The sequence below is a fragment of the Neobacillus novalis NBRC 102450 genome, assembly GCF_001591805.1.
Classification (GTDB): domain Bacteria; phylum Bacillota; class Bacilli; order Bacillales; family Cytobacillaceae; genus Neobacillus; species Neobacillus novalis.
The window spans coordinates 16,077-35,321 of the sequence record NZ_BCVP01000022.1 but is presented as its reverse complement, the minus strand read 5'-3'; the positions used below and the strand labels follow the sequence as shown (position 1 = coordinate 35,321).

At 35.5% G+C, this 19,245-nt stretch carries 23 protein-coding genes and 1 pseudogene; 4 read left to right on the top strand and 20 right to left on the bottom strand.

Annotated features, from left to right (window positions below):
• Positions 1-593 precede the first annotated feature (593 nt).
• Positions 594-962 carry a DUF3139 domain-containing protein gene (locus BANVL01_RS16440; protein ID WP_066088174.1) on the top strand — a complete coding sequence of 123 codons (369 nt, stop codon included), beginning with the start codon at positions 594-596 and terminating at the stop codon, positions 960-962.
• Positions 963-1,310: 348 nt separating this feature from the next.
• Here BANVL01_RS16440 and BANVL01_RS16435 read toward each other — a convergent pair whose 3' ends face one another.
• Positions 1,311-1,640, bottom strand: a complete 330-nt coding sequence (locus BANVL01_RS16435) for a hypothetical protein (RefSeq protein WP_169803191.1) — start codon at positions 1,638-1,640, stop codon at positions 1,311-1,313.
• Positions 1,641-1,818: 178 nt separating this feature from the next.
• On the opposite strand from BANVL01_RS16435, the pseudogene BANVL01_RS16430 reads away from it, so the two are divergent.
• Positions 1,819-3,094, top strand: a pseudogene (locus BANVL01_RS16430) (IS110 family RNA-guided transposase).
• 472 nt (positions 3,095-3,566) lie between these two features.
• Here the strand turns inward: BANVL01_RS16430 and BANVL01_RS16425 are convergent.
• From BANVL01_RS16425 to BANVL01_RS16415, 3 genes are all read right to left on the bottom strand, one after another.
• On the bottom strand, positions 3,567-4,127 hold the full coding sequence (locus BANVL01_RS16425; protein WP_066088182.1) for a YgaN family protein: 561 nt from the start codon (positions 4,125-4,127) through the stop codon (positions 3,567-3,569).
• Between the two features lie 105 nt (positions 4,128-4,232).
• Complete coding sequence (locus BANVL01_RS16420) at positions 4,233-4,445, bottom strand: DUF6366 family protein (protein ID WP_066088183.1); 213 nt, start codon at positions 4,443-4,445, stop codon at positions 4,233-4,235.
• 100 nt (positions 4,446-4,545) lie between these two features.
• The gene (locus BANVL01_RS16415) at positions 4,546-5,037 is read right to left on the bottom strand and encodes a hypothetical protein (RefSeq protein ID WP_066088186.1); all 492 of its coding nucleotides are present in this window, start codon (positions 5,035-5,037) and stop codon (positions 4,546-4,548) included.
• Between the two features lie 448 nt (positions 5,038-5,485).
• Here BANVL01_RS16415 and BANVL01_RS16410 point away from each other — a divergent pair, with 448 nt between their 5' ends.
• Positions 5,486-6,043: a hypothetical protein gene (locus tag BANVL01_RS16410; protein ID WP_066088189.1), complete on the top strand. Its 558-nt coding sequence runs from the start codon at positions 5,486-5,488 to the stop codon at positions 6,041-6,043.
• Between the two features lie 332 nt (positions 6,044-6,375).
• Here the strand turns inward: BANVL01_RS16410 and BANVL01_RS16405 are convergent, their stop codons facing one another.
• The 8 genes from BANVL01_RS16405 to BANVL01_RS16370 form a co-directional block, all read right to left on the bottom strand.
• Positions 6,376-6,627 carry a hypothetical protein gene (locus tag BANVL01_RS16405; protein WP_235845611.1) on the bottom strand — a complete coding sequence of 84 codons (252 nt, stop codon included), beginning with the start codon at positions 6,625-6,627 and terminating at the stop codon, positions 6,376-6,378.
• A gap of 119 nt (positions 6,628-6,746) precedes the next feature.
• Entirely contained in the window at positions 6,747-7,223 is a 477-nt protein-coding gene (locus BANVL01_RS16400) for an ankyrin repeat domain-containing protein (RefSeq protein ID WP_066088190.1), read from the bottom strand.
• Positions 7,224-7,373: 150 nt separating this feature from the next.
• The gene (locus tag BANVL01_RS16395) at positions 7,374-7,556 is read right to left on the bottom strand and encodes a hypothetical protein (RefSeq protein WP_066088191.1); all 183 of its coding nucleotides are present in this window, start codon (positions 7,554-7,556) and stop codon (positions 7,374-7,376) included.
• A gap of 155 nt (positions 7,557-7,711) precedes the next feature.
• A complete protein-coding gene (locus BANVL01_RS16390; protein ID WP_066088196.1) occupies positions 7,712-8,107 on the bottom strand; it encodes a DUF4362 domain-containing protein in 396 nt (131 codons plus the stop codon).
• Between the two features lie 184 nt (positions 8,108-8,291).
• The gene (locus tag BANVL01_RS28300; RefSeq protein WP_268874948.1) at positions 8,292-8,531 is read right to left on the bottom strand and encodes a YolD-like family protein; all 240 of its coding nucleotides are present in this window, start codon (positions 8,529-8,531) and stop codon (positions 8,292-8,294) included.
• Positions 8,532-9,214: 683 nt separating this feature from the next.
• Positions 9,215-9,469 (bottom strand): hypothetical protein, encoded by a 255-nt coding sequence (locus BANVL01_RS16380; RefSeq protein ID WP_066088199.1) that lies wholly within the window; start codon positions 9,467-9,469, stop codon positions 9,215-9,217.
• A 421-nt stretch (positions 9,470-9,890) separates the two neighbouring features.
• The gene (locus BANVL01_RS16375; protein WP_066088207.1) at positions 9,891-10,475 is read right to left on the bottom strand and encodes a hypothetical protein; all 585 of its coding nucleotides are present in this window, start codon (positions 10,473-10,475) and stop codon (positions 9,891-9,893) included.
• 1,240 nt (positions 10,476-11,715) lie between these two features.
• On the bottom strand, positions 11,716-12,060 hold the full coding sequence (locus BANVL01_RS16370) for a PH domain-containing protein (RefSeq protein ID WP_066088210.1): 345 nt from the start codon (positions 12,058-12,060) through the stop codon (positions 11,716-11,718).
• A gap of 548 nt (positions 12,061-12,608) precedes the next feature.
• Between BANVL01_RS16370 and BANVL01_RS16365 the strand changes: the two genes are divergently transcribed.
• The gene (locus BANVL01_RS16365; RefSeq protein WP_066088215.1) at positions 12,609-12,926 is read left to right on the top strand and encodes a hypothetical protein; all 318 of its coding nucleotides are present in this window, start codon (positions 12,609-12,611) and stop codon (positions 12,924-12,926) included.
• A gap of 73 nt (positions 12,927-12,999) precedes the next feature.
• Here BANVL01_RS16365 and BANVL01_RS16360 read toward each other — a convergent pair whose 3' ends face one another.
• From BANVL01_RS16360 to BANVL01_RS16325, 8 genes are all read right to left on the bottom strand, one after another.
• Positions 13,000-13,875, bottom strand: coding sequence for an aldose 1-epimerase family protein (locus BANVL01_RS16360; RefSeq protein ID WP_066088216.1), 876 nt, complete (start codon positions 13,873-13,875; stop codon positions 13,000-13,002).
• A 382-nt stretch (positions 13,876-14,257) separates the two neighbouring features.
• Positions 14,258-15,223, bottom strand: coding sequence for a UV DNA damage repair endonuclease UvsE (gene uvsE / locus BANVL01_RS16355; RefSeq protein ID WP_066088219.1), 966 nt, complete (start codon positions 15,221-15,223; stop codon positions 14,258-14,260).
• A 211-nt stretch (positions 15,224-15,434) separates the two neighbouring features.
• Complete coding sequence (locus tag BANVL01_RS16350; protein WP_066088220.1) at positions 15,435-16,286, bottom strand: DegV family protein; 852 nt, start codon at positions 16,284-16,286, stop codon at positions 15,435-15,437.
• Between the two features lie 220 nt (positions 16,287-16,506).
• The gene (locus BANVL01_RS16345) at positions 16,507-16,875 is read right to left on the bottom strand and encodes an IDEAL domain-containing protein (protein ID WP_425311817.1); all 369 of its coding nucleotides are present in this window, start codon (positions 16,873-16,875) and stop codon (positions 16,507-16,509) included.
• Between the two features lie 80 nt (positions 16,876-16,955).
• Positions 16,956-17,369 carry an RrF2 family transcriptional regulator gene (locus BANVL01_RS16340; protein WP_066088221.1) on the bottom strand — a complete coding sequence of 138 codons (414 nt, stop codon included), beginning with the start codon at positions 17,367-17,369 and terminating at the stop codon, positions 16,956-16,958.
• 156 nt (positions 17,370-17,525) lie between these two features.
• Positions 17,526-17,660 carry a BA3454 family stress response protein gene (locus tag BANVL01_RS16335; protein ID WP_066088222.1) on the bottom strand — a complete coding sequence of 45 codons (135 nt, stop codon included), beginning with the start codon at positions 17,658-17,660 and terminating at the stop codon, positions 17,526-17,528.
• Between the two features lie 97 nt (positions 17,661-17,757).
• On the bottom strand, positions 17,758-18,153 hold the full coding sequence (gene spxA, locus BANVL01_RS16330) for a transcriptional regulator SpxA (protein ID WP_066088225.1): 396 nt from the start codon (positions 18,151-18,153) through the stop codon (positions 17,758-17,760).
• Positions 18,154-18,450: 297 nt separating this feature from the next.
• Positions 18,451-18,960 (bottom strand): DoxX family membrane protein, encoded by a 510-nt coding sequence (locus BANVL01_RS16325; protein ID WP_066088228.1) that lies wholly within the window; start codon positions 18,958-18,960, stop codon positions 18,451-18,453.
• Positions 18,961-19,245 lie beyond the last annotated feature (285 nt).

The following is a 19,245-nucleotide window of genomic DNA, read 5'->3' as shown; positions in this document are numbered from 1 at the left end:
TGCCTGTTTCGAGCAGTTTAACCAGCAGCCTGAGAAATCTGGAGTCTCCGCTGCTTTTACAATGAGGATTGTCGAAATGACGTGATAAAGCTTTTAACCGATATATCTGCTTAAAGAGAAATATCTAAATTTTTGTCATATTTATTTTTCTTCTCTCTTAACAAATCACTAATAGCCTCTTTATCCTGTCTCAGGCTTTCCTCTGTATATTCTGACCAGGGAATATTTTTATCGAGTGTGTTTAGTTAACCATTCAACAGAACGAAAAGTACCCTCTTTTATTAACGGGTTCCGTTTCCTATCGCAAACAAAGAAAATGTAATATAAAATGTCTATCGAATTGAGAGCTAATTTGATAGGCATTTTTTGTTGGTATAAAGGGATTTATCCCCGATTTATTTGTTTATTTGTATAGCAATTTGTAGTTGAAAATGTTGATATATACTGGCTAGTATATAACAGCATTATTATTTACATATTGCTATACAAATTAGGTATTATAAATTCGCTAACATATTCTTGTTATTTAATTAGGGTTAGTGTAAAATTACACTAAATATAACAATTGGTTAACTTAAAAGGGCGGGGTTTTTATGAAGAAAAAATATACGATTTTAGCTGTGGTTGTCCTAATACCAATAATTTTAGTGGCAAGTTTTATGTTCTATATCAAAGAAAATGCGAAAAAGTCTATATATGAGTATATCGCTAAACAAGGGATAAAAGAAAATCAATTAAAATATACGGCATTTCATAGAGATTACACGATGGGTGGCTATTTTCTTGCCACTTATGTAGAAGGGGAAAAGCACGATATTTACTATTTATATTCTTATAGAGAAAATAAGGTCTTTTTCGAAGCGTACTACGAAGGAGCCGAACATATAAAAGCACAACAATGGGGTGGAAGTGGACTTAGTGAAGAAGAAAGGAAAAAATTAAAATATCCACCTCTTGATTGAGCTATTTTTATGGTCAAAATACAAAAGGCGATGCAATTGCTAACGGGTTCCGTTCCCTGTCACAAAACGTTAATTTACAGTTAAAAATGTTAAGTAAAATGTGTATCAAATTGCACCGCAATTTGCAGTGTTTTTTGTTTGTTTTCAACAAAAAAATAGCCCATTCCGATATGATACGAACTGAGGTATTATCTGTATTTATTTTTACATAGTTTTTCTACTAAAGCCCCCGTTAGTTTAAGTGTAATTTTTCACAAACTTTATTTGTATTGTTGAAACTATGAATACATATGTCACGATATTGAGAAACAATGAGAAATTTTCCAACAAAACTTTCTGAGGTGTTTTTTACTCAATAATTTCTAAATCTTTAATTTTAATTTTATTGCATTCCCAAACGTCATTATTATTTTTGGGTACAGAAAACCATACCTTTACCTTCTGTCCTAGTTTATAAACACTAATGTCATCGACTTTTTTCTGTACACATTCTACCGTTATCATTGCTTCTTTTTTATCAATTTTTTCAATTTCACTCTCTCTTACAACGGTTCTTGGGCTATAAGCGTCTTTAAAAAATAACAACCAAGCTAGAAAAACTGCCACTATTACAATTAATAAATAGATGGACATAAATAACAATTCTTGCTTTAGATGATTATTCATCTTCTCCTCCATTGATAAAAATTCTAAATTTCCCTTTCACTAATAGTTATTCTATTTTCTAATTAAACTATCCTGCCACGTTAGAATTCCTGTAGATAGCTAATTATCAACTTTGAAAAAAATTAGGTCCCTCAGTAAGATATGAGTATAGACACCACTCTAACTCAAAACCTTAAGGAGGAACCCTAATATGAAGTTTAAGATGCAAGACAAACAAAATCAACTAATTGAGAGAATTTCAGATAAACACCTTGTTGTTGGTGTGGATATCGCCCAAGAATTACACGTAGCTAGAGCTGTAAATTTCCGTGGAATAATCGTCGGTGATCCTCTTACATTTGAAAATAATGAAGAGGGCTTTGCTAGATTACTACAATGGATTAACCAGTTAAAAACCTTAAAGGGATTTGCTTCTACAATAATCGGTATGGAACCTACAGGACATTACTGGATTAATCTATCAAAATGGCTATATGACCAAGATATTGAGGCTGTAACTGTTAACCCACACCTCGTAAAAAAGAATAAGGAAAACCGTGATAATAGCCGTTCGAAAAGTGATAAAAAAGATGCTCTTGTTATCGCTGATATGGTCAAGAATGGTTACTATTCCTTTATTCGTCCCACTTCAGAGGCCTTTGAAAAACTAAGAGTTTTAATGTCTAACCGTGACATGACGGTTAAACGACTTGTCAGTGCGGTCAATCAAATCAACCGTTGGGTCGATATTGTATTCCCAGAACTTCTGCAGGTATTCAAAGATGTTAAAGGCAAAGGGGCAATGGCAACTGTACGATTATTCCCTACACCACTTGAACTACGTTCTATGAAAAGCAGCAGATATCGTTGTAGGTTGGAAAAAACAAATGAAGAGACAACCTGGGTTAAGAAAAGCACAATTATTAATTGACTTAGCTATGCATTCAATCGGAACTCGACAAGCACTTGATGCCTATAAACTACACCTGGAACAATTGATTGAAGAGTTTGATTTAGCAACCACTCAACTCGAGCGAGTTGAAATGGAAGTCACGGAAGCCCTTAAACGAATACCTTTCGCAAGAAAGTTACTTGCAATTAAAGGGATTAGCGAAATTGCCCTTGCAGGCATTCTAGGAGAATCAGGAGATCTAAGTGGATTTGCACACGGCAATTCATTATTGCGTCATGCTGGGCTGCACCTTGCAGAGGCTAGTTCAGGTAAATGGAAAGGTCAAATTGTCCTCTCCAAACGTGGAAGATCACGTTTACGGCGCTTCTTGTATCTAGCGACAATGAGTCTTGTCATGAACAACGCTGATTTTAAAGGGCTACACGCTAATAATGTTAAAGTTAAAAAGATGAAGAAAATGAAATCAATTATGAAACTAATTCATAAACTCGCAAGAGTTCTAGTAGGAATGGCCAGAAAGAATGATTCCTATCGTCCTGAGATGGTACAGCCTATAATGTCAATAGCTGCCTAATATTATATTGATAATAAAATAATTACTTTAAGTTTAATACCTTTCGAATATTGGCTTATTCTTAGGATTTCAAAGAAAGTACGAGTACCGGATTTATTGTGCAAAAGGGCTCAGACCCGTTCCGTTAGAAAGACCGGCCTCTACCACTTGGATAGGTGTAACGAAGGAATGAGAGGGCATTGACCCGTTGAGACATGGGAGTGAAAACCTCCAGGGGTAGCGTGGAGAATACGTACATTATATGGAAATTATTGGAGTTAATACTGCCTCCTTAATTTAAGTACGCCTTCATGTGCCAAAATGATTTAAACTCATTCAATCAATCCCCTACTATTCTTTCAAGTGATTTGAAATCCTGCGAATAAGTGAGTATTCGAGAGATAATCGTATCTAACTGAGGGAGCTCAATAACTTTACACAAGCCCTTACTTGATAAATTCAGACTTAAGCAGATAAACAACATCGAATTTTTTTATGTACTCTTATGACCATCCACATCTTTAAAAAAATCGGAGGAAAGTGAACTCATACTACTTTTATCATTTGAATAACAAATATATGCTAATACTGTTTCTCCTTCAATCGAGGTATTTCCTTCTGGAATGTTTCCCCACACACTTGACATTTTATCTAACCCATTAGAATTTGAATCAAATCCACTTATTGAACCACCCGCGCTACCGTTACTGTTAATACCAATATTAAAAGTAAGTTGCTTTGTACTTTCATTTGGTTTTGCGATTGCAAAGATAATGGAGCCATTTTGCTCTATCTGTGACGTTATATTACTTATTTTACCATCAACCAATTTACCTGATTCATATTTTTCAATCCATAGGGATACCTCTTTATAGTCACTATCTACGTTGAAATCAAATACAAATGATTTATCTGAGGTGGTTGAAAGTATCGAAATTTCTCTCTTTGTTAATTCAGCAATGGAAACAGTGTTTGATTTGGAATTGTTATTATTACAAGCACTTAAGGTAAATGCTAGTAGTGCAGATATTATTATTATGGATAACTTCTTCATTTTATTTTCCCCTTTTATGGCTGTTTTCCAATTCTAACCTTTCAAAGAAAACTGATTCTTTACATCAAGAAAATTGGGCGATTTCCTTTTTGTAGTATTGCACCGTTAGCGAAAGAAGACGGAATATATTATAACCCCTAATATTATTACAAGAATAAGAATTCCAGTACCTTTCCATCCCAAACTACCTACCAAATCGACAAGACTACCATTGTTTGCTCTGTTAAAAGCATCGTTCAAATTGCCCGTTGGATTTTTCTTTAATTCTTCTTGCCTCAACCTCTCTCTTTGTCGCTCTGGAGTTTCTTTCTCGCTCATCAAATCCCCCCTTTAAAACATACCTGCTACTTTACTTCTATAAGGAAAAGAGCAATCCCTTTTCTTGAAGAAAAGCACCCGTTAATTTAAATACAACCATTCACAATGTCGTGGCAAAAATTATGTTTCCAAAATCTTTAGGTTTTTTTGATGTAATTCTTATTTCTATAGCCGCTCCTGCTTGTATAGAAATGAATGATTCTTCGAGTTCTAAAATAATCGATGTTAAGAATCGACTGCCATCATTATTAAATCCATATCCACTAACTTTTTTAATAACATTATGTTGAACAAAAAAACTTGAACCCGTTATGATATGTTTTTGATAAGGGGCATCTATCGATTCATATTGAAGTGGTTCAGGAGTATCCTGCTCCTTAACTATTAGTAAATCGTCTCCTGCCGTGGTTTCGGTCCAACTTAACTTCCAATACTTTATTTCAAATGATTTTGGATTTCTAATCTCTAAAATTGTCTCGACTGGGTGAAGAATAAGCTCATTCTTGAATTGGTGCATACTAAGTGCTTTTGCATAAATTCCCATTAACATACAACCTTTAATGGATTTAAAACTTTCCCATTCTTTTTCCAAATAACTCCACCCTCATTCTATTAATTGAACAACCCTGCTTCTTGTGTTCAATAAGCAAATTATCAAAAAAGTGCCTTAATCCTTCTTAGATTAAAGCACCCGTTAGGCTCCAGGGGTAGTCAAATAATAAATTCCAATAAGGATAATCCATATCACCAAAATACCTAAGACAAGACGTTTCAATATAACCCCCCCAATATTTATTGCTGATTTATCACTTAATGGTGTATATTCTTCATCCGAACTTTATATTCCTTCTTCTACTAACCTGCCCCGTTAGCGGAACAAGAAATAGGATCGCCGCAGCGATCCTATTTCTTCAGCTCTAGCCCCCGTTTGGTGAATAAGAACTCAGGCTAAATTAAAAAGCAAAAGTTCTGTTCAGGAATAATTTCCATTTGTAAACAAAGAATATAATTAATTTTTCTATAAACAGGGGGAAATTATTATGATTACCGATGAGCAAATACTTAAAAAAGCCCAACAATTATATGATTTAGTTGAAAAGAAATGGATTAATGAAATTTTTCTATCTCCAAGTTGGATTTTCATCGTAATTTTAATAATTTGTACTTATGCTTTATTTCTTTATCTTGTAGACAAAAAACGAATTACAGTAATCCTTCTTTACGGTTCTTTACTTGCTGTAGCATTTCAAGTTTACGACTCAATTGGCGAACAATTAGGTTACTGGGCAACCCTAAAAGATACATTACCAATCAAGACAAACTACTTTTTAGGCAACTTTACTCTAATTCCTTTATCAGGCATGTTAGTTTACCAATACACTTCTTCTTGGAAAAGTTATTTATTTTGGATTACAGTTTGGGGTGGACTATTAGCTTTTGTTTTTTACAAGTTGGTATTACAGTATATAAAATTTTTTGTCTACATAAAGCCATTTTCTACTACAATTGATTTCCTTCTTTTTCTAACCGTAGGTATTATTGTTCGGTGGATTGTAGTTTCCCTTTTAAAATTGGAGGAAAAGAGGAAACTTAGATAATACGACACCATTAAAGCGATTTTTTATAACTATACGAAAAGTATTGACCATTTTCCTTAGCCATCCATTTTCTTGGATGGTTTTGTTATGAACTCAATTTTTCAAGGTTCAAGAAAATATTATTGAACACTAATTAACAAATGTAGGATTTATAAATAAAGGTTTTTTCATTCATCTTCTTTCACTAAACTGCCCCGTTAGTGGAACAAGACTACCTATATTGGAATGGGTCCTTTTCCCTTTTAATAGGTCCTTTATAAGCAAAACTGCATTCAATAATTCGATCTGTTATCCTATCATATAAATCATCTTCAAGATAAGGTTCTTCAAAATTATACAATGTACTTATCTAATTTAATTTCCTCTAAAGCAATGATGTCGAAGACAGTTTCATCATTTAAAATACCCCAAATATACTGACAAAATCTTCCGAATCCTCCATCCCAATTACCATTTCCATTGTATTGTGCTTCATAACGAAGTTTTTCAACTGCCCTAATTAATTCACCTTCAACTGTATCTGATTGTCCATTCTTTGGCACTTGACTTTTCCAAATTTGATTAGCTTCTTTAAAGTATTTCAAAATTTCATAATACCTCCAGCGATAGTTTTATAAAATTGTTTTTCTATTGCATCGTTAGTTAATAAAAAAAGCAGCCAAAAAAGCAGGATCTTCAATTCTTACACCAGTTAGTGAAAAAATTATTTCTCCAACATATTAATCAATTTTTCATATCCCCTCCTTTTAGCCAATTCTATTGGAGTCAGACCGGTATTGGTTTCTAGTGTTGTATCGGGATTATACTGCATAAAAAGTTCTACCAAATCATAATATCTTCCTTTACATTCATCAATAGCTGTTATTAACGCACTATTTCCATATTTGTTCCTAATATTAATATCTCCGCCTCTATTAAGAATCTCTTTAGCTACAGTCAGATTAGGATATATTGCAATGTAGTGTAACGGAGTAAAACCATCTTTATCCGTCATATTTATATCGATGCCATTTTCTATTAAGAACAACGATATCTCGAATTGCCGACCTGCTATTGATTTGTGTAATAAGCTGTAACCATATTCTTTTTTATGGACATCTTCTAAATTGAAATGGCTTTTAAATGTTTCAAAATCTCCAAACATTGCTAATACAAAAATATCTGCTTTTTCAGTTGGCACTGGTACATTCTTCCTTCCAAAATTAGATAAATAATAATTTCTACATACTCATCCTCTTTTCCTTCATCCACTAACCAGCCCTTAAAGTTGAACAACAAAAAAGCCACCATTTATGGTAGCTGGATCTTCAGCACCCGTTACTTGAATAATCTATGCAACTTTTTTCGTAGAGGAACGTTCTTTTAGAAGTGTTGAGATAATGCTTAGTTCTTGATATATTAAAAATAATAGTCCGAAACCAACAGCTACTAAAAATCCCCAATTGCCGACCAACATTCGTCCAATAAAACCAAAGACAAAGGATACAATAGTGACTGGTAAATACTTTTTCATCATTTTCCCCCTTAAAAACGAATATATATTTTCTCAAATTATACCATAAATCACCCTATGATATTGGAATTTTTTCCATAATTTTTCTTCAACTAACCTGCTCCGTACAATAAGAAAAGGTGCTGCAACAACTTTTTTCTTAACCATTAATTGAATTATTCATCTTTATTTGGGGCTGACAATAACTCGAAATCTCCATTAAAATCTCCTGTACATTGGCTAAGTATATATTTTTTAACATCTTCTTCAGTTTTAACTATAAAGTCATTGCAGTTAAATTCCTCAATAAAATCACCATCGACACTATGAGAAACATTGATTTTTTCTCCATTAAACGTTAATGTCCTTACTCCCCGTTGTCCTTCAATCCCATATTGTACATAGTTAATTTCAGCTTGATTTTGATTATTTACATTTTCAACAAATTTTTTTAAACCTTCCAAATTTTGAATGTCATTGTGGTTGTTTATCACTTCTTCAATATTATTATTTGATTGACATCCTGTGATTACAAAAACAAGAAGTGTTATGCCGATAAAAACGTTTCTCATTTTATCGTCCTCCCTCTCTATTTTTAGACGATTATAATTTTAAAAAGTTTCGAATGCATTGTTCGGCTAACCTGCCCAATAGTTCAATAAGAAAAGGCTGACGTATTGACAGCCCGATCTTTTATTCTTGCACCCTTTAGTTTAAGAAGAAAAAAATAAACACTCCACTCGACATTATGTCTGCCTAATTAACGACCTTCACTCCGACAACATTGTCGAACGCCACTTTCTCGAATTTGCTAGACTCTACTTCAATCCGCAGTTCATTTGTAATAGGATCGACGTAATGAACACGACCAGTTATATCCGAAGTAAATCCTTCATCCCATATCTTCAGCGTTACAGCATGACCGTATTCCATTGAGTAAATTATGCGAAGGTCAAACTCTTCTGCCTCATTTTCATCAATTATCGGTTTACTTATCCGCTCAGTACCCCATCAAAAGTTACGTTGTGTTTTTGCCAATTCAGGCAATTGAAATGCAGCCTGCCATTTAACCATCCCACGATCACGTATTGCCATATAATCGCCTCCTTTGGGTATATCATATACGAACTAACGTTCTGTATGCGAATAAAAATTAAAGACCACTTTTACAGTAGTCCTTGGCTTCTTATTCGATTAAAGCACCCGTTAGCCATCCATGTAGCGCAAAAACGGCGCTGCACCACAGAGAATGAAAATGGAACAGGCAGTCTATACTGTTTTAATGCTGGCGAAGAAGGTCTTTGAACTATGGTGCCTTTGAGCCCATCCGTTAGTCTGACTCCAACGACCACGGTGTACCACCGACTGTCGCACCCTTTAAGGGTAGCACTTATGGGAGATTAATCCTTTTTCTGGTTGTTGCGCCAGCTTTACCTATTTCATTTTAGGTAGAAGGGGATGACAATTCGATACATCTGCTAACTCTATATTCGATCCTTCAAGAGGCTCAGCCTTTTTTAAAAACTGGTTTTTCTGGGTCTATTTTCGTATGCACTTTTTCAGTTTTTATTTTCATGGGAGTTGAAGAAGGTTCGTTTATTTTACAAAGAAATTAATATCATCTAATGCCAAATTCGAATGACCTTGGACATAACTACTTTTGTCCTCAAGTCCTTTATTTACGATTGGTAAAACGAGAGTCTTGTCAATTTCCCATATCTCCTTGCAAGATGTCCGAAGCAAAGAATGGCTATGCCACGAATATTTTCATTTTCACTGTTACTAAATTTCACTAATATATCCTGAATTAATCGAAATCCCTCACCGTAATGTGCTTGACCAAGCAATCCTCGAATCACGTTTTCTATTACTCCAGTATCAATTAATTGAAAATATTCCTCATTCTTTTTAATTTCAATTTCTTCGTAATTCATTTTTCTTCTCCTAAGATACGTTTATTTAACACAGTCAAATTCAATCCCAACGTAAGTCTATGTTCAACTATTGCACCCTATAGTTTAAGTACAAATGTTCACAAACTTACATTTACTTCTTAGTTAGTATGGTTCTGGAAACTCTGTTGACACCAACGAAGCATTATAAACGACTATTTATGCGCAACCGGAATTTCCTAAATCTAAAAGATTATTAATCAACTTCATAATCACGCAGAAACGCCGCTGAAAAGCGGCGTTAATTGCTTCAGTGGAAGCGAAACAGTTTGATAAGAAAGTAATTACATATTAAGTTTACTAACTGCTTATTACTCGCTCGTGTAGCTTGTTCACTGGCTCAAACAAGACCTTGTGTTTGGAGGAGCTTAGATTTACATAGACTTTCAGGACCAGGAACTTTCTATTTAGTCGAATTCATCGAGTTTATCTCTTCTAAAATATGATTAGAATAAGTTTGGCAAAAGTGCATTACGGCATCAACAACTACTTTTGAGGAATATTCCAAGTAACTCTCCATATGCTCCCTATTATTCGTTTCCAGGAATATCCCGATAAATCCAATCAATAAATCGTTTACTAGCTTGGTATGGAAATAAACACTTTCTGCATTGGCTACTTGCTCTTCAATGGTTGAGCCTTTATATACTAGCTCCTTTAACCTAGGCATGTTTTCGGCTATGAAATTAGAATCTTTCACTTGTTGAGGAACATTTGCCATGATTGATTGGAAGCTTTCATACAAGAGAAACTTCTCTTCTTCAATACACTGCATTAAGAAAGATATGGCAGTATTGGTATAGGCATATTGAAGGGTAACATTTACCAAAAGTGACTCTAAGTACGCTTCAGGAGAATCCACACTGTCTCTTGCTTGTAATAAAATCTTTTTAATCCCTTCTAACAGCTCCATTTTATCCCAATTGGGCTCCCTAATAATAGCACTAAAAACTTCCACTGTGTTTTTCGATAACGTTTCTATTGACAATAATTTCATCTCCTCTAATTGGTGTATTTTCGTTAATATGTATAATCCCAAGGTTAGGCAAATCTTTTACAACTATGTTTTTAGCTTAAAGAACATTTCTGACAATCTTACAAAAATTATGACAACATACTTTAATTATAACGCAGACATTAAACAACATAAACTTAATATTTCTGGAACCATATAACCGATAACAATAAAAAAACATTGCCACCACTAGCAGCCATGAAAGTGTAAGAATTAAGGTCAGATCAACAGCCTGTTAAGAATATAATTATTCTATAACCCGGTCCAATCTGTCCATTAACAAATTTCATTAAATCGGCATAGACTTTCCAATAGGAATAAAGCATAAGCATCCTTTTGAGGGTGCTTTTTAATTTTACACACTATCTTATAAGTAATTGTCTATAGATGCTCGTTGTGTATCAGTTATATTAAGGACTTTACTATCTAATTTCTGCATCATGTAAGATTCATCCTAAAAGTAATCCAAAATACCCCAAATACCTAGCACCTCATAGTAAGTGTAACTGGAATTAATTTCGGAATAATGGAGTTATATTCATTAGATTGGGGGTGATGTAAATGAGCAAAGATTTATTGTTAACCAGGGTTGGGAGTGAATCTAGGTCCGCTAGTCCCTTGTAATTTGATATTGAGTAAGTTTCCACCTGAAACGCACCTTTCTCTAAACCATTTTGTAAAAAAACATTGCACCTTTATCCCTTTGTTGTTCAACTAACCTGCCCCATTAGCGTGAGTACATTTTTTCACAAACTTTATTTAATCTTAACATATATATATCCAATTATAACGTGCCTTCTAAGCATTTTCTGTAAGACTATTTGTATATCAAATTGAAGGTAAAATTGTAGGGGTACAATGGCTGTTGTACCCCTACAATTTAGGGTGCATTTTCCCATAAAAATTTTAATGTGAATTCCGTACTGATGGCTCTACACCAGTAAAAAATTAGTGACAATTTCATATGCAAATTGGCACTCAATTTAACTTACATTTTTAATGTTTGTGATAGGAAACGGAACCCGTTATGCAATTGCGGTGCTTTTTGATGTGCACTTTACCTTACATTTTGGGTTGCAAATTTACATTTTGCGATAGGGAACGGGACCTGTTACTCTTTTATTGGGTACTTTTTAATTGTCTCTATGTTTATTAATCCTTTGAGATTGATATTACTGCAGGCTTTAAGAGCTTGCAGTGAAAAAGAAACTTATTACTGATGGATATCATCAATCTCAAGTCTTTGAATATTTCGTTGCTCCATAACAGCATTACGAATAATGTCTTTCACTTCAACTGATTTTTTAATATTTTTAAGCAGAATAACGCTATTCATATGATCAGTGGACAAAACCGTAATATCCCCGAATCCAAAGATTCTCTCTACCAAATTTCGTTTCACTTGAATATCACGAACCCGGAATAATTCAATTTCATTGGTAATTTTGGTGAAAACTCCTTTTTCAATAATAAGCCTTTGATTTGTTATCCGATATTTCGTAAAAGACGGAAAACCAAAGAAAAATGGCTTCCCCATCCAAAGATCTTTTTCTTCCAAAGAAACCGCCTCCCAGTTTACATATTTTTTAATAATTCTAGTTCAGAATTAATATGACCTCTCTACCAAGAAATTTATTCCCTTAACTTATTCTACATCCACCCTCCACTCCCCTTTTTAATACTCTTCTTTTGTGGTCCGATTTATATCCCTAGAAAGTTGGTGCCTGACCCCCGGTGCAATCCCTTTTTCTTACTCTTTGCCCAACGAACAGGGTGCCTCCAAGGATTAAGACGATTATTCCATAATCTCTGATAATGCAATACTCAAAAGTTTGGTGCCTGACCCCTGATGCTAGGCAATGGCCATTTTCTGTCCCCGCGTTTTAAATTTCGAAAGTTTTGTTACACTTTTTCAATTTAACCGCCAAATGAATGCAATTATAATTTACATCACACCTTAGCCTGTCTATTGGAGGTACAATTTTAAAGAATTCAGTCTATATAAGTGGCGGAGGTGATTGTCCTAGTTTAGTAGAAGTTATCGAATTTGCTGTCATACATAATTATCTGTTTGAATTTTAACTAATAAAGGAGGTCGTGTTTTTTATGTTCCAATTGTTAATTTTTGTTTTAATCGCGATTACTTTGGTCTTGTTGAGCATGTTTATTACCGGGCTCATGGATCAATATAAAACGGAGAAGGAAGAGAAAAAATCAATTGTCAGAGATGGAATACTGGGATATTTGGATCGAACGTTTGGTTTTGGAACGGTCAAAATATTTAAGTCATTCCTTGACGCTGAGGGCAATGATGGATACTTGGTCTATTTGTCAATGCACGAGTGGTTTAAATCGCCTACATATCAATGGTATGAAGTCTATGCCGTCGGGAACGACTTTCGTCATGCTGAAACGGAAAGATAAATAGCAAGTTTGGTGCTGATCCCCGGTGCATTAAAGCATTACCGCACCGGGGGTCAGGCACCAATATTCTGTCTCAGATAAACTTCATTATATACTCTGTCCTGAATGCTTCTTTTGGTTCAATCTTATTGATTCCAAATTTCTCTTTCAAGTTTCCATTTGTATTGTATGTATCAGCAATACCGTACCACGGTTCGATGCAAACAAACGGAGCCATTTTACCATCTGTGTATTTCGACCAAATTCCAACAAACGGAAATCCATCGAACCTTACTTCTACACCGTGATTCGACTTATTCGATGACAGTGTAACTTGATCAATATTGCTATAAATAAGTGCATCATGCGCAAATAGGGAGTCATTGAGTGGAATCGATGATAAGTCATTGACTACTCCTTTCTCGCGAATCAGAGAATTCTCTATCTCATATTCCCTCACATTCTTGTTTGCAGCCGGAATAAAGTGCAAATTATAGTTCTCCTCAGTTTCATTTTCTAATAGTGGAATTCTAAATGCGGGATGGGCACCAATGGAAAAAAACATCTCTTCCTTGGTTTCATTTTCGATTTCCCAACCAACAATAAGATTGTCCTCCATTAGGGTATAACGAATAATCGCTTTAAACTCGTAAGGATAAACATGAAGGTAACTGCTGCCAGACCTGAAACGAAAGGAAACCTCGGTTGAATTCTGCGCAGCCACCTCAAATTCCACATCACGTAAAAATCCATGTTGTGACATTTCGTAGGTCTTACCCTCTAGTTGATAGCCGTCTTCCTTTAAACGTCCTACAATCGGAAATAACACTGGTGAGACACGTCCCCAATAGGCAGTATCTCCCGTCCACATATAGTCCAATCCATTTTTCTTATGCTGCACTTTGCGAACTTCCGCCCCATTGGGACTAATTTCCACCTTCAACCAATCATTTTCAATAACAATCATCATCTGATTACCCTCATCTCTGGTCTTGTTTCCTTTTATTATACCGAAAGTGCTATTTTTTCAAAAACAAAGGCAAACTTTATCATCAATGACATTGGAGTCAGTCCACCGGTGCCTTAAAGCTTTAGTTTACCGGGGGACTGACCCAAAAGGTTTGATAAAAAGGTTGAACATACCATTACAAGATTGACTTCAAAAAGCCTTGATTTTTATGGTTAATTGGCAGGATGGCTTCGATCTGGCTTGCAAATGCAATCGTAATCATGAGTGTTTCAAAAACTGTCATTCAGCATCACCCCCTTTCTGCTGGGAATGTGCCGACCACCCTTGAGAAATCCTATTCTATTGCTCATATATAAAACATTAAAAGGAATACCTAAGAGTATCACCTTAAATAAAATGAAGAACCATCAATGATTTCAACATCTTCCCTTGATCGAATCTGTTCCATCAATTTAAAAAGTGCTTCATCTTTTCTTTTCGCCTCAATCATACAATCAATTTGCGGGATGCTGCCATTAATCACTTGTAGAAATTTGAAAAACATATCACTGTCCACATAGTCTGAATGATGGCGAAAAGCCTTTTCACTTTTAGGGCTTGAAATATGCATTTTTATAGGGAGTTGGGAGTGCCTCCACGTTTCAAGCACTCGATTCCAGTTACTTTCCCAATCGATATTTTGATGATGGGCAAGGTGATGATGGTAATCAAATACGAGCGGAATATCTAATTTTTCACATAAATAGAGTGTTTCCTCCATGGTAAACGAAGTATCATCATTTTCAAGCATAATCATGTTTTGGAGCGACCTCGGAACGACCATCCAGTTATCAACAAAACGCTCCAGTGATTTCTCCGTCTCCTTATAATTGCCGCCTACATGCATAACACATCGATGAGCTGGGTCAATCCCCATCCCCTTCAGTAATAAATAATGAAGTTTTAACGTTTGGATGGAATTTTTTAAAATATCTTTCTTTGGGGAATTAATCAGGACAAAATGATCTGGGTGAAAATCAACTCTCATCTTGTTTTTATGGACAAAATCGCCAATCTCACATAGGTGGGAGTGGAGCGGCTCGATATACTTCCAATCAAGAAGTTCTTCATGATTCGCTAACGGGATAAGACGGGAAGTTAATCGATAAAAATGGATGTCGGATGCAGCATTGTGCTTTAAAATCCTTAGTGTATTATGGAGATTTGATTGCGCTATACGTTCAAGTTTGCGAATGGCGGCTTCCCGGTCATCAATTTTTTGAAATTGAGCAAAAGTCATGGTTTGTGAGGGAGACGCATTCTTTAATTCCATGCTCATCGCCACATAACCGAGACGTACAATCGTCATCTGTTACACCCCATCCATTAAATACGTTCTATTTAGTTTTCCAATTCGCTGGCAAAATAAACGAGAAAAAGTGCCAGGTACCATCCGGTATATGGATGGTGCCTGGCACTCCGATTCTTGTGAAGGAAATCCCCCGCTGCATTAGAGTATTACCTCACCAGTGGGCAGGCAAGATTCAAGAGCCAGCCTTTTTTATCGGTCTTGATCCTTCCTAAACTTCCAAGCCAGCTATTCCGAAGCCGCCAGGTCCAGCGTGTGTAGATATCATAGCCCCAGCCTGCATCCATTTTACATTTTTGAAACCAGCTTCTTTTGCCATTTCATCCATCCGTTGCTTAATCCTTTCATCAAGTCCGATTGAGTATAGGAGGTATAGTTGTTCTCTATCAATATTGTATTGATTTAAATAATCTCGCATTAGTTTTTCTGAAATTCCATCCATTTTTCCACGATATTTTTTGGTTGAAACAAGATTTCCTTCGATTAATTCAATGCGCGGCTTTATTTTTAACAATGCCCCTCCGAGATAAGCTAGATTACTTACTCGGCCCCCTGCTCTTAAAAATTCTAAGCTTCCGGGAACAAAAGCCAGTCTTGATTTAGGAACGATAGATTCAATCTTCTCTACTAAACTTGCAGGTGCAATCGTTGGCTCTTTCTCTAACAAGGTAACTGCATACATCACAATAGCAGTTAAACCCCCTGTCACGTTTAAAGCGTCAATTAAAAAAATATCGTCCATTTCTTCCGATGCGATGATCGCATTTTGGAAGGAAGAAGATGCCTTTGACGTATAACCAATATGTATAATGATACAATCAGGGTAATCCTTTTTTATTTTCGTGAAAAATTCATGATATTCATGGGAATTTGTGGACGTTGTAGACGGTATTTTTTTAGTCCGCTCATAATAGTCATAAATATCCGTTACGGGTAACGAACCATCTAAAAAATCCTGGCCATCCATGATGACGTGCATCGGGACCACTTGAACATTATGTTTGTCCGCTAAATCTTTTGGTAAATCTGCACCACTCTCTGTCGACAAAATCATTCTTCTCATCGATATCCTCCACTCCCATAATAAAAGCCGTTACTATTCGATCTGCCTTTTTCTTTTCTACCTTAACTATACATGAAAAGAACAGAAATGTTAGCGCAGAATCCTACAATGAGACTTTATTTATGGAAATGATTTCAAATGGGAAGTTCGGTGCCTGACCCCCGGTACATTAAAGCATTACCGTACCGGGTGTCAGGCACCAGCATTTCATTTTGCAGTTTTAACGGACTCCATTAACAAGCTGCTTCATCGCGTTTAACTCCGAAGAAAGCGCCAAAAACCATTCCTTATCCCCTGTTGCTAATGCCAAGTCCAGGAGAAATTCAATTTGTGTCTTGTTGGTTACATTGGAAACAGGCAGCTTTTTCACCCGTTTACTTAAAATAGGTATGGTTTTGCCAATCGTTTGATTATTGTCACTTGTAACAACAGTAACCTTCACTACTCCTTCAATACTAGAAAGTGATTCAATATAACCGATTATTAATTCGCCATTCCGTGATTCTGCCTTAATCCAATCACCTGTTTTTAAAATCGTATGTTCGTTGGAGAACATCGTTTTTTCACCTTCTTCATTTTTTTGTTTCATCTTAGAATATGCCAGCTCTCATTAATCTGTAATTTTTTTTATTACATTTTATTTAAAGAAGTCTGCAGTCCTATATCCGGTCACTGCCGCTTATTAACAAGATCAACAACTTCTTTGATGGTATAATCCTTTAAATATTCTCCCATATGTTCTTCCACACCTAAAAAAATGCTGCATAGGACTCTTTGCATATTTGCCCCGACAATACACTTTTCATTGGATTCAGGACACTTGGGCTGCAGTGCACCTTCTGAGGTTATCTTATATATATCCCAAAGATTCACTTCACATAGATCTAGCGCAAAAATAAATCCGCCGCCAGTTCCCTCTTTTGATTTAATAAATCCATGTTTTTTTAACAAACTTAGCACTTTTCGAATGCGTACCGGATGGACGCCAGCACTTTCCGAAATTGCATCGCTAGTTGACATGCGGTCCGGCTGTAGCGCAAGAAAAGTTAAACTATGAATGGCAAGGGTAAAATCACTATTCATGCGATTGCCTCCTAAGCAATAAACTTCTCATTTTTTTTACTATTACGTTTATTGTCTGCTTCTTTTTTAAAATTAATAACGTACTGTAATACTAATCATTACAGATTAGCTAGTCAAGCACTTAGCTTTTCTAAGTCCGTAGCAAAGCCGCTTTATTTAAATTTCCCATTGTTTTTTGACTTGCTTTTCTGCTATCCGTTTAATTTTTTCCCATGTCATCTCTTTTTTCACGATCACATTGGTATGGTAATTTCGATCTTTATAATTCACTGTCACAAATACTTCAATCATCAGGTTTCCCTCCTTTTAAATATCATAAATAAATTAAATATATTAAGGTTTTAGTTTTAACTGTATAGACTAATTATTTTGCCCTTATTTTTTCATTTTAATTGGCCGCTTTTTGCAATTCGGTGTACAAATAGTTTCGAATTTTACGGGGCAGAAAACTACGAATTTCGTCCTCGTTATATCCAACTTGTAATCTTTTTTCGTCCAGGATAATTGGCCGGCGCATCATTTTGGGATGCTCCATTATTAATTTATACAATTCATTAAGCGGTAGAGATTCAATATTTACGTTTAATTCTTGGAACGCCTTTGAATTTGATGAAATAATTTCGCTGGTCCCCTCTTCTGTCAAGCGAAGAATCGATTTAATCTCATCGACTGTAAGGGGATGAGATACTATGTTTCTTTCCATAAAGTCAATTTGATGCTCTTCAAGCCAAGCTTTTGCTTTTCGGCATGAAGCACAACTCGATGTCGTATACACAGTCACCATACTTTTACACACTCCTTAGTGTATTTTTGCCAAGTATATTTAAATGTAATAAAAAATATTACAGTTGCCATACTGTAATATTAATCGTTACAGTTAATTTTGTCAATTGCAAAGTTTTGGTTTGATTATCATATGTATATAGGAGAAAACGCGCCAGGAAAGAATGGGTTCCGTTACTCCGGCAAACAAGGTAACGGTCGTTCCAATTCGTAAACTAATATACTGTCCAAATTTCTGTTCACTGAGTGATTATAAAAAAGACGATTCGGAGTCCGAATCGTCTTTTTTTACTACAATTTAAGCCACTACTTTATTTTCCCTATTATTGGTCTTAGCCGTTTTGCGGATGAAAGGAACCACCCAGCGGTCTAGGCCGATTCTGCCTGCGTTATATCCAGCAGTGAGGATGATGAAGCCTAAGAAAATATCTGTTGGGTTGTGAGAGACGGTACCGGCCATGAAGAATGAAAAGTTCATTACTAAGCCAAAGAACATCGCTGCTGTAGTTAGGCATCCTAGTAGAAGTCCTAGGCCAATTAACGTTTCGCCCCAAGGGACGATAAAGTTGAACACATCCACGTTTGGTAAAGCAAAGCTATTTAAGAATTCAACATACCAGCCATAAACTAAAGCACCATCTGGTCCTTTAACGGGATTTGCGGTTACTCCTTTTAGAAACCCTGCAGCATCAAAACCGCCAGTTAATTTATGAAGACCTGCAGTAAACCAAGAATAGCCAAGATATAAACGAATGATTGTTAAGATAGCAGCAGAGCTTTTCTTTTCTCTTAAAAATTTGTTAAACATATTGTTTTCCGCCCTTCAAATTTATTTGTTCTTTATAGTTACACTATATTCCATTCTTCACTTTACTAACATGGCTATAGTGATAAGTTCACAGTTTGTTTGAAATGTTTTGACGGAAAATTGAACAAGACTAATTTGACCAATTCACGGCAAAGAAAATTGCCCATTTTGAACTTTTTACTTTCCACTTCGCAAAATTCACCCATCGGGGAAAGCCATGGGACAGGCCACTTGTCCCGTAATCATTTGATAGTAATTGGGACAAGTGTTCAGTCCCTGCATCCC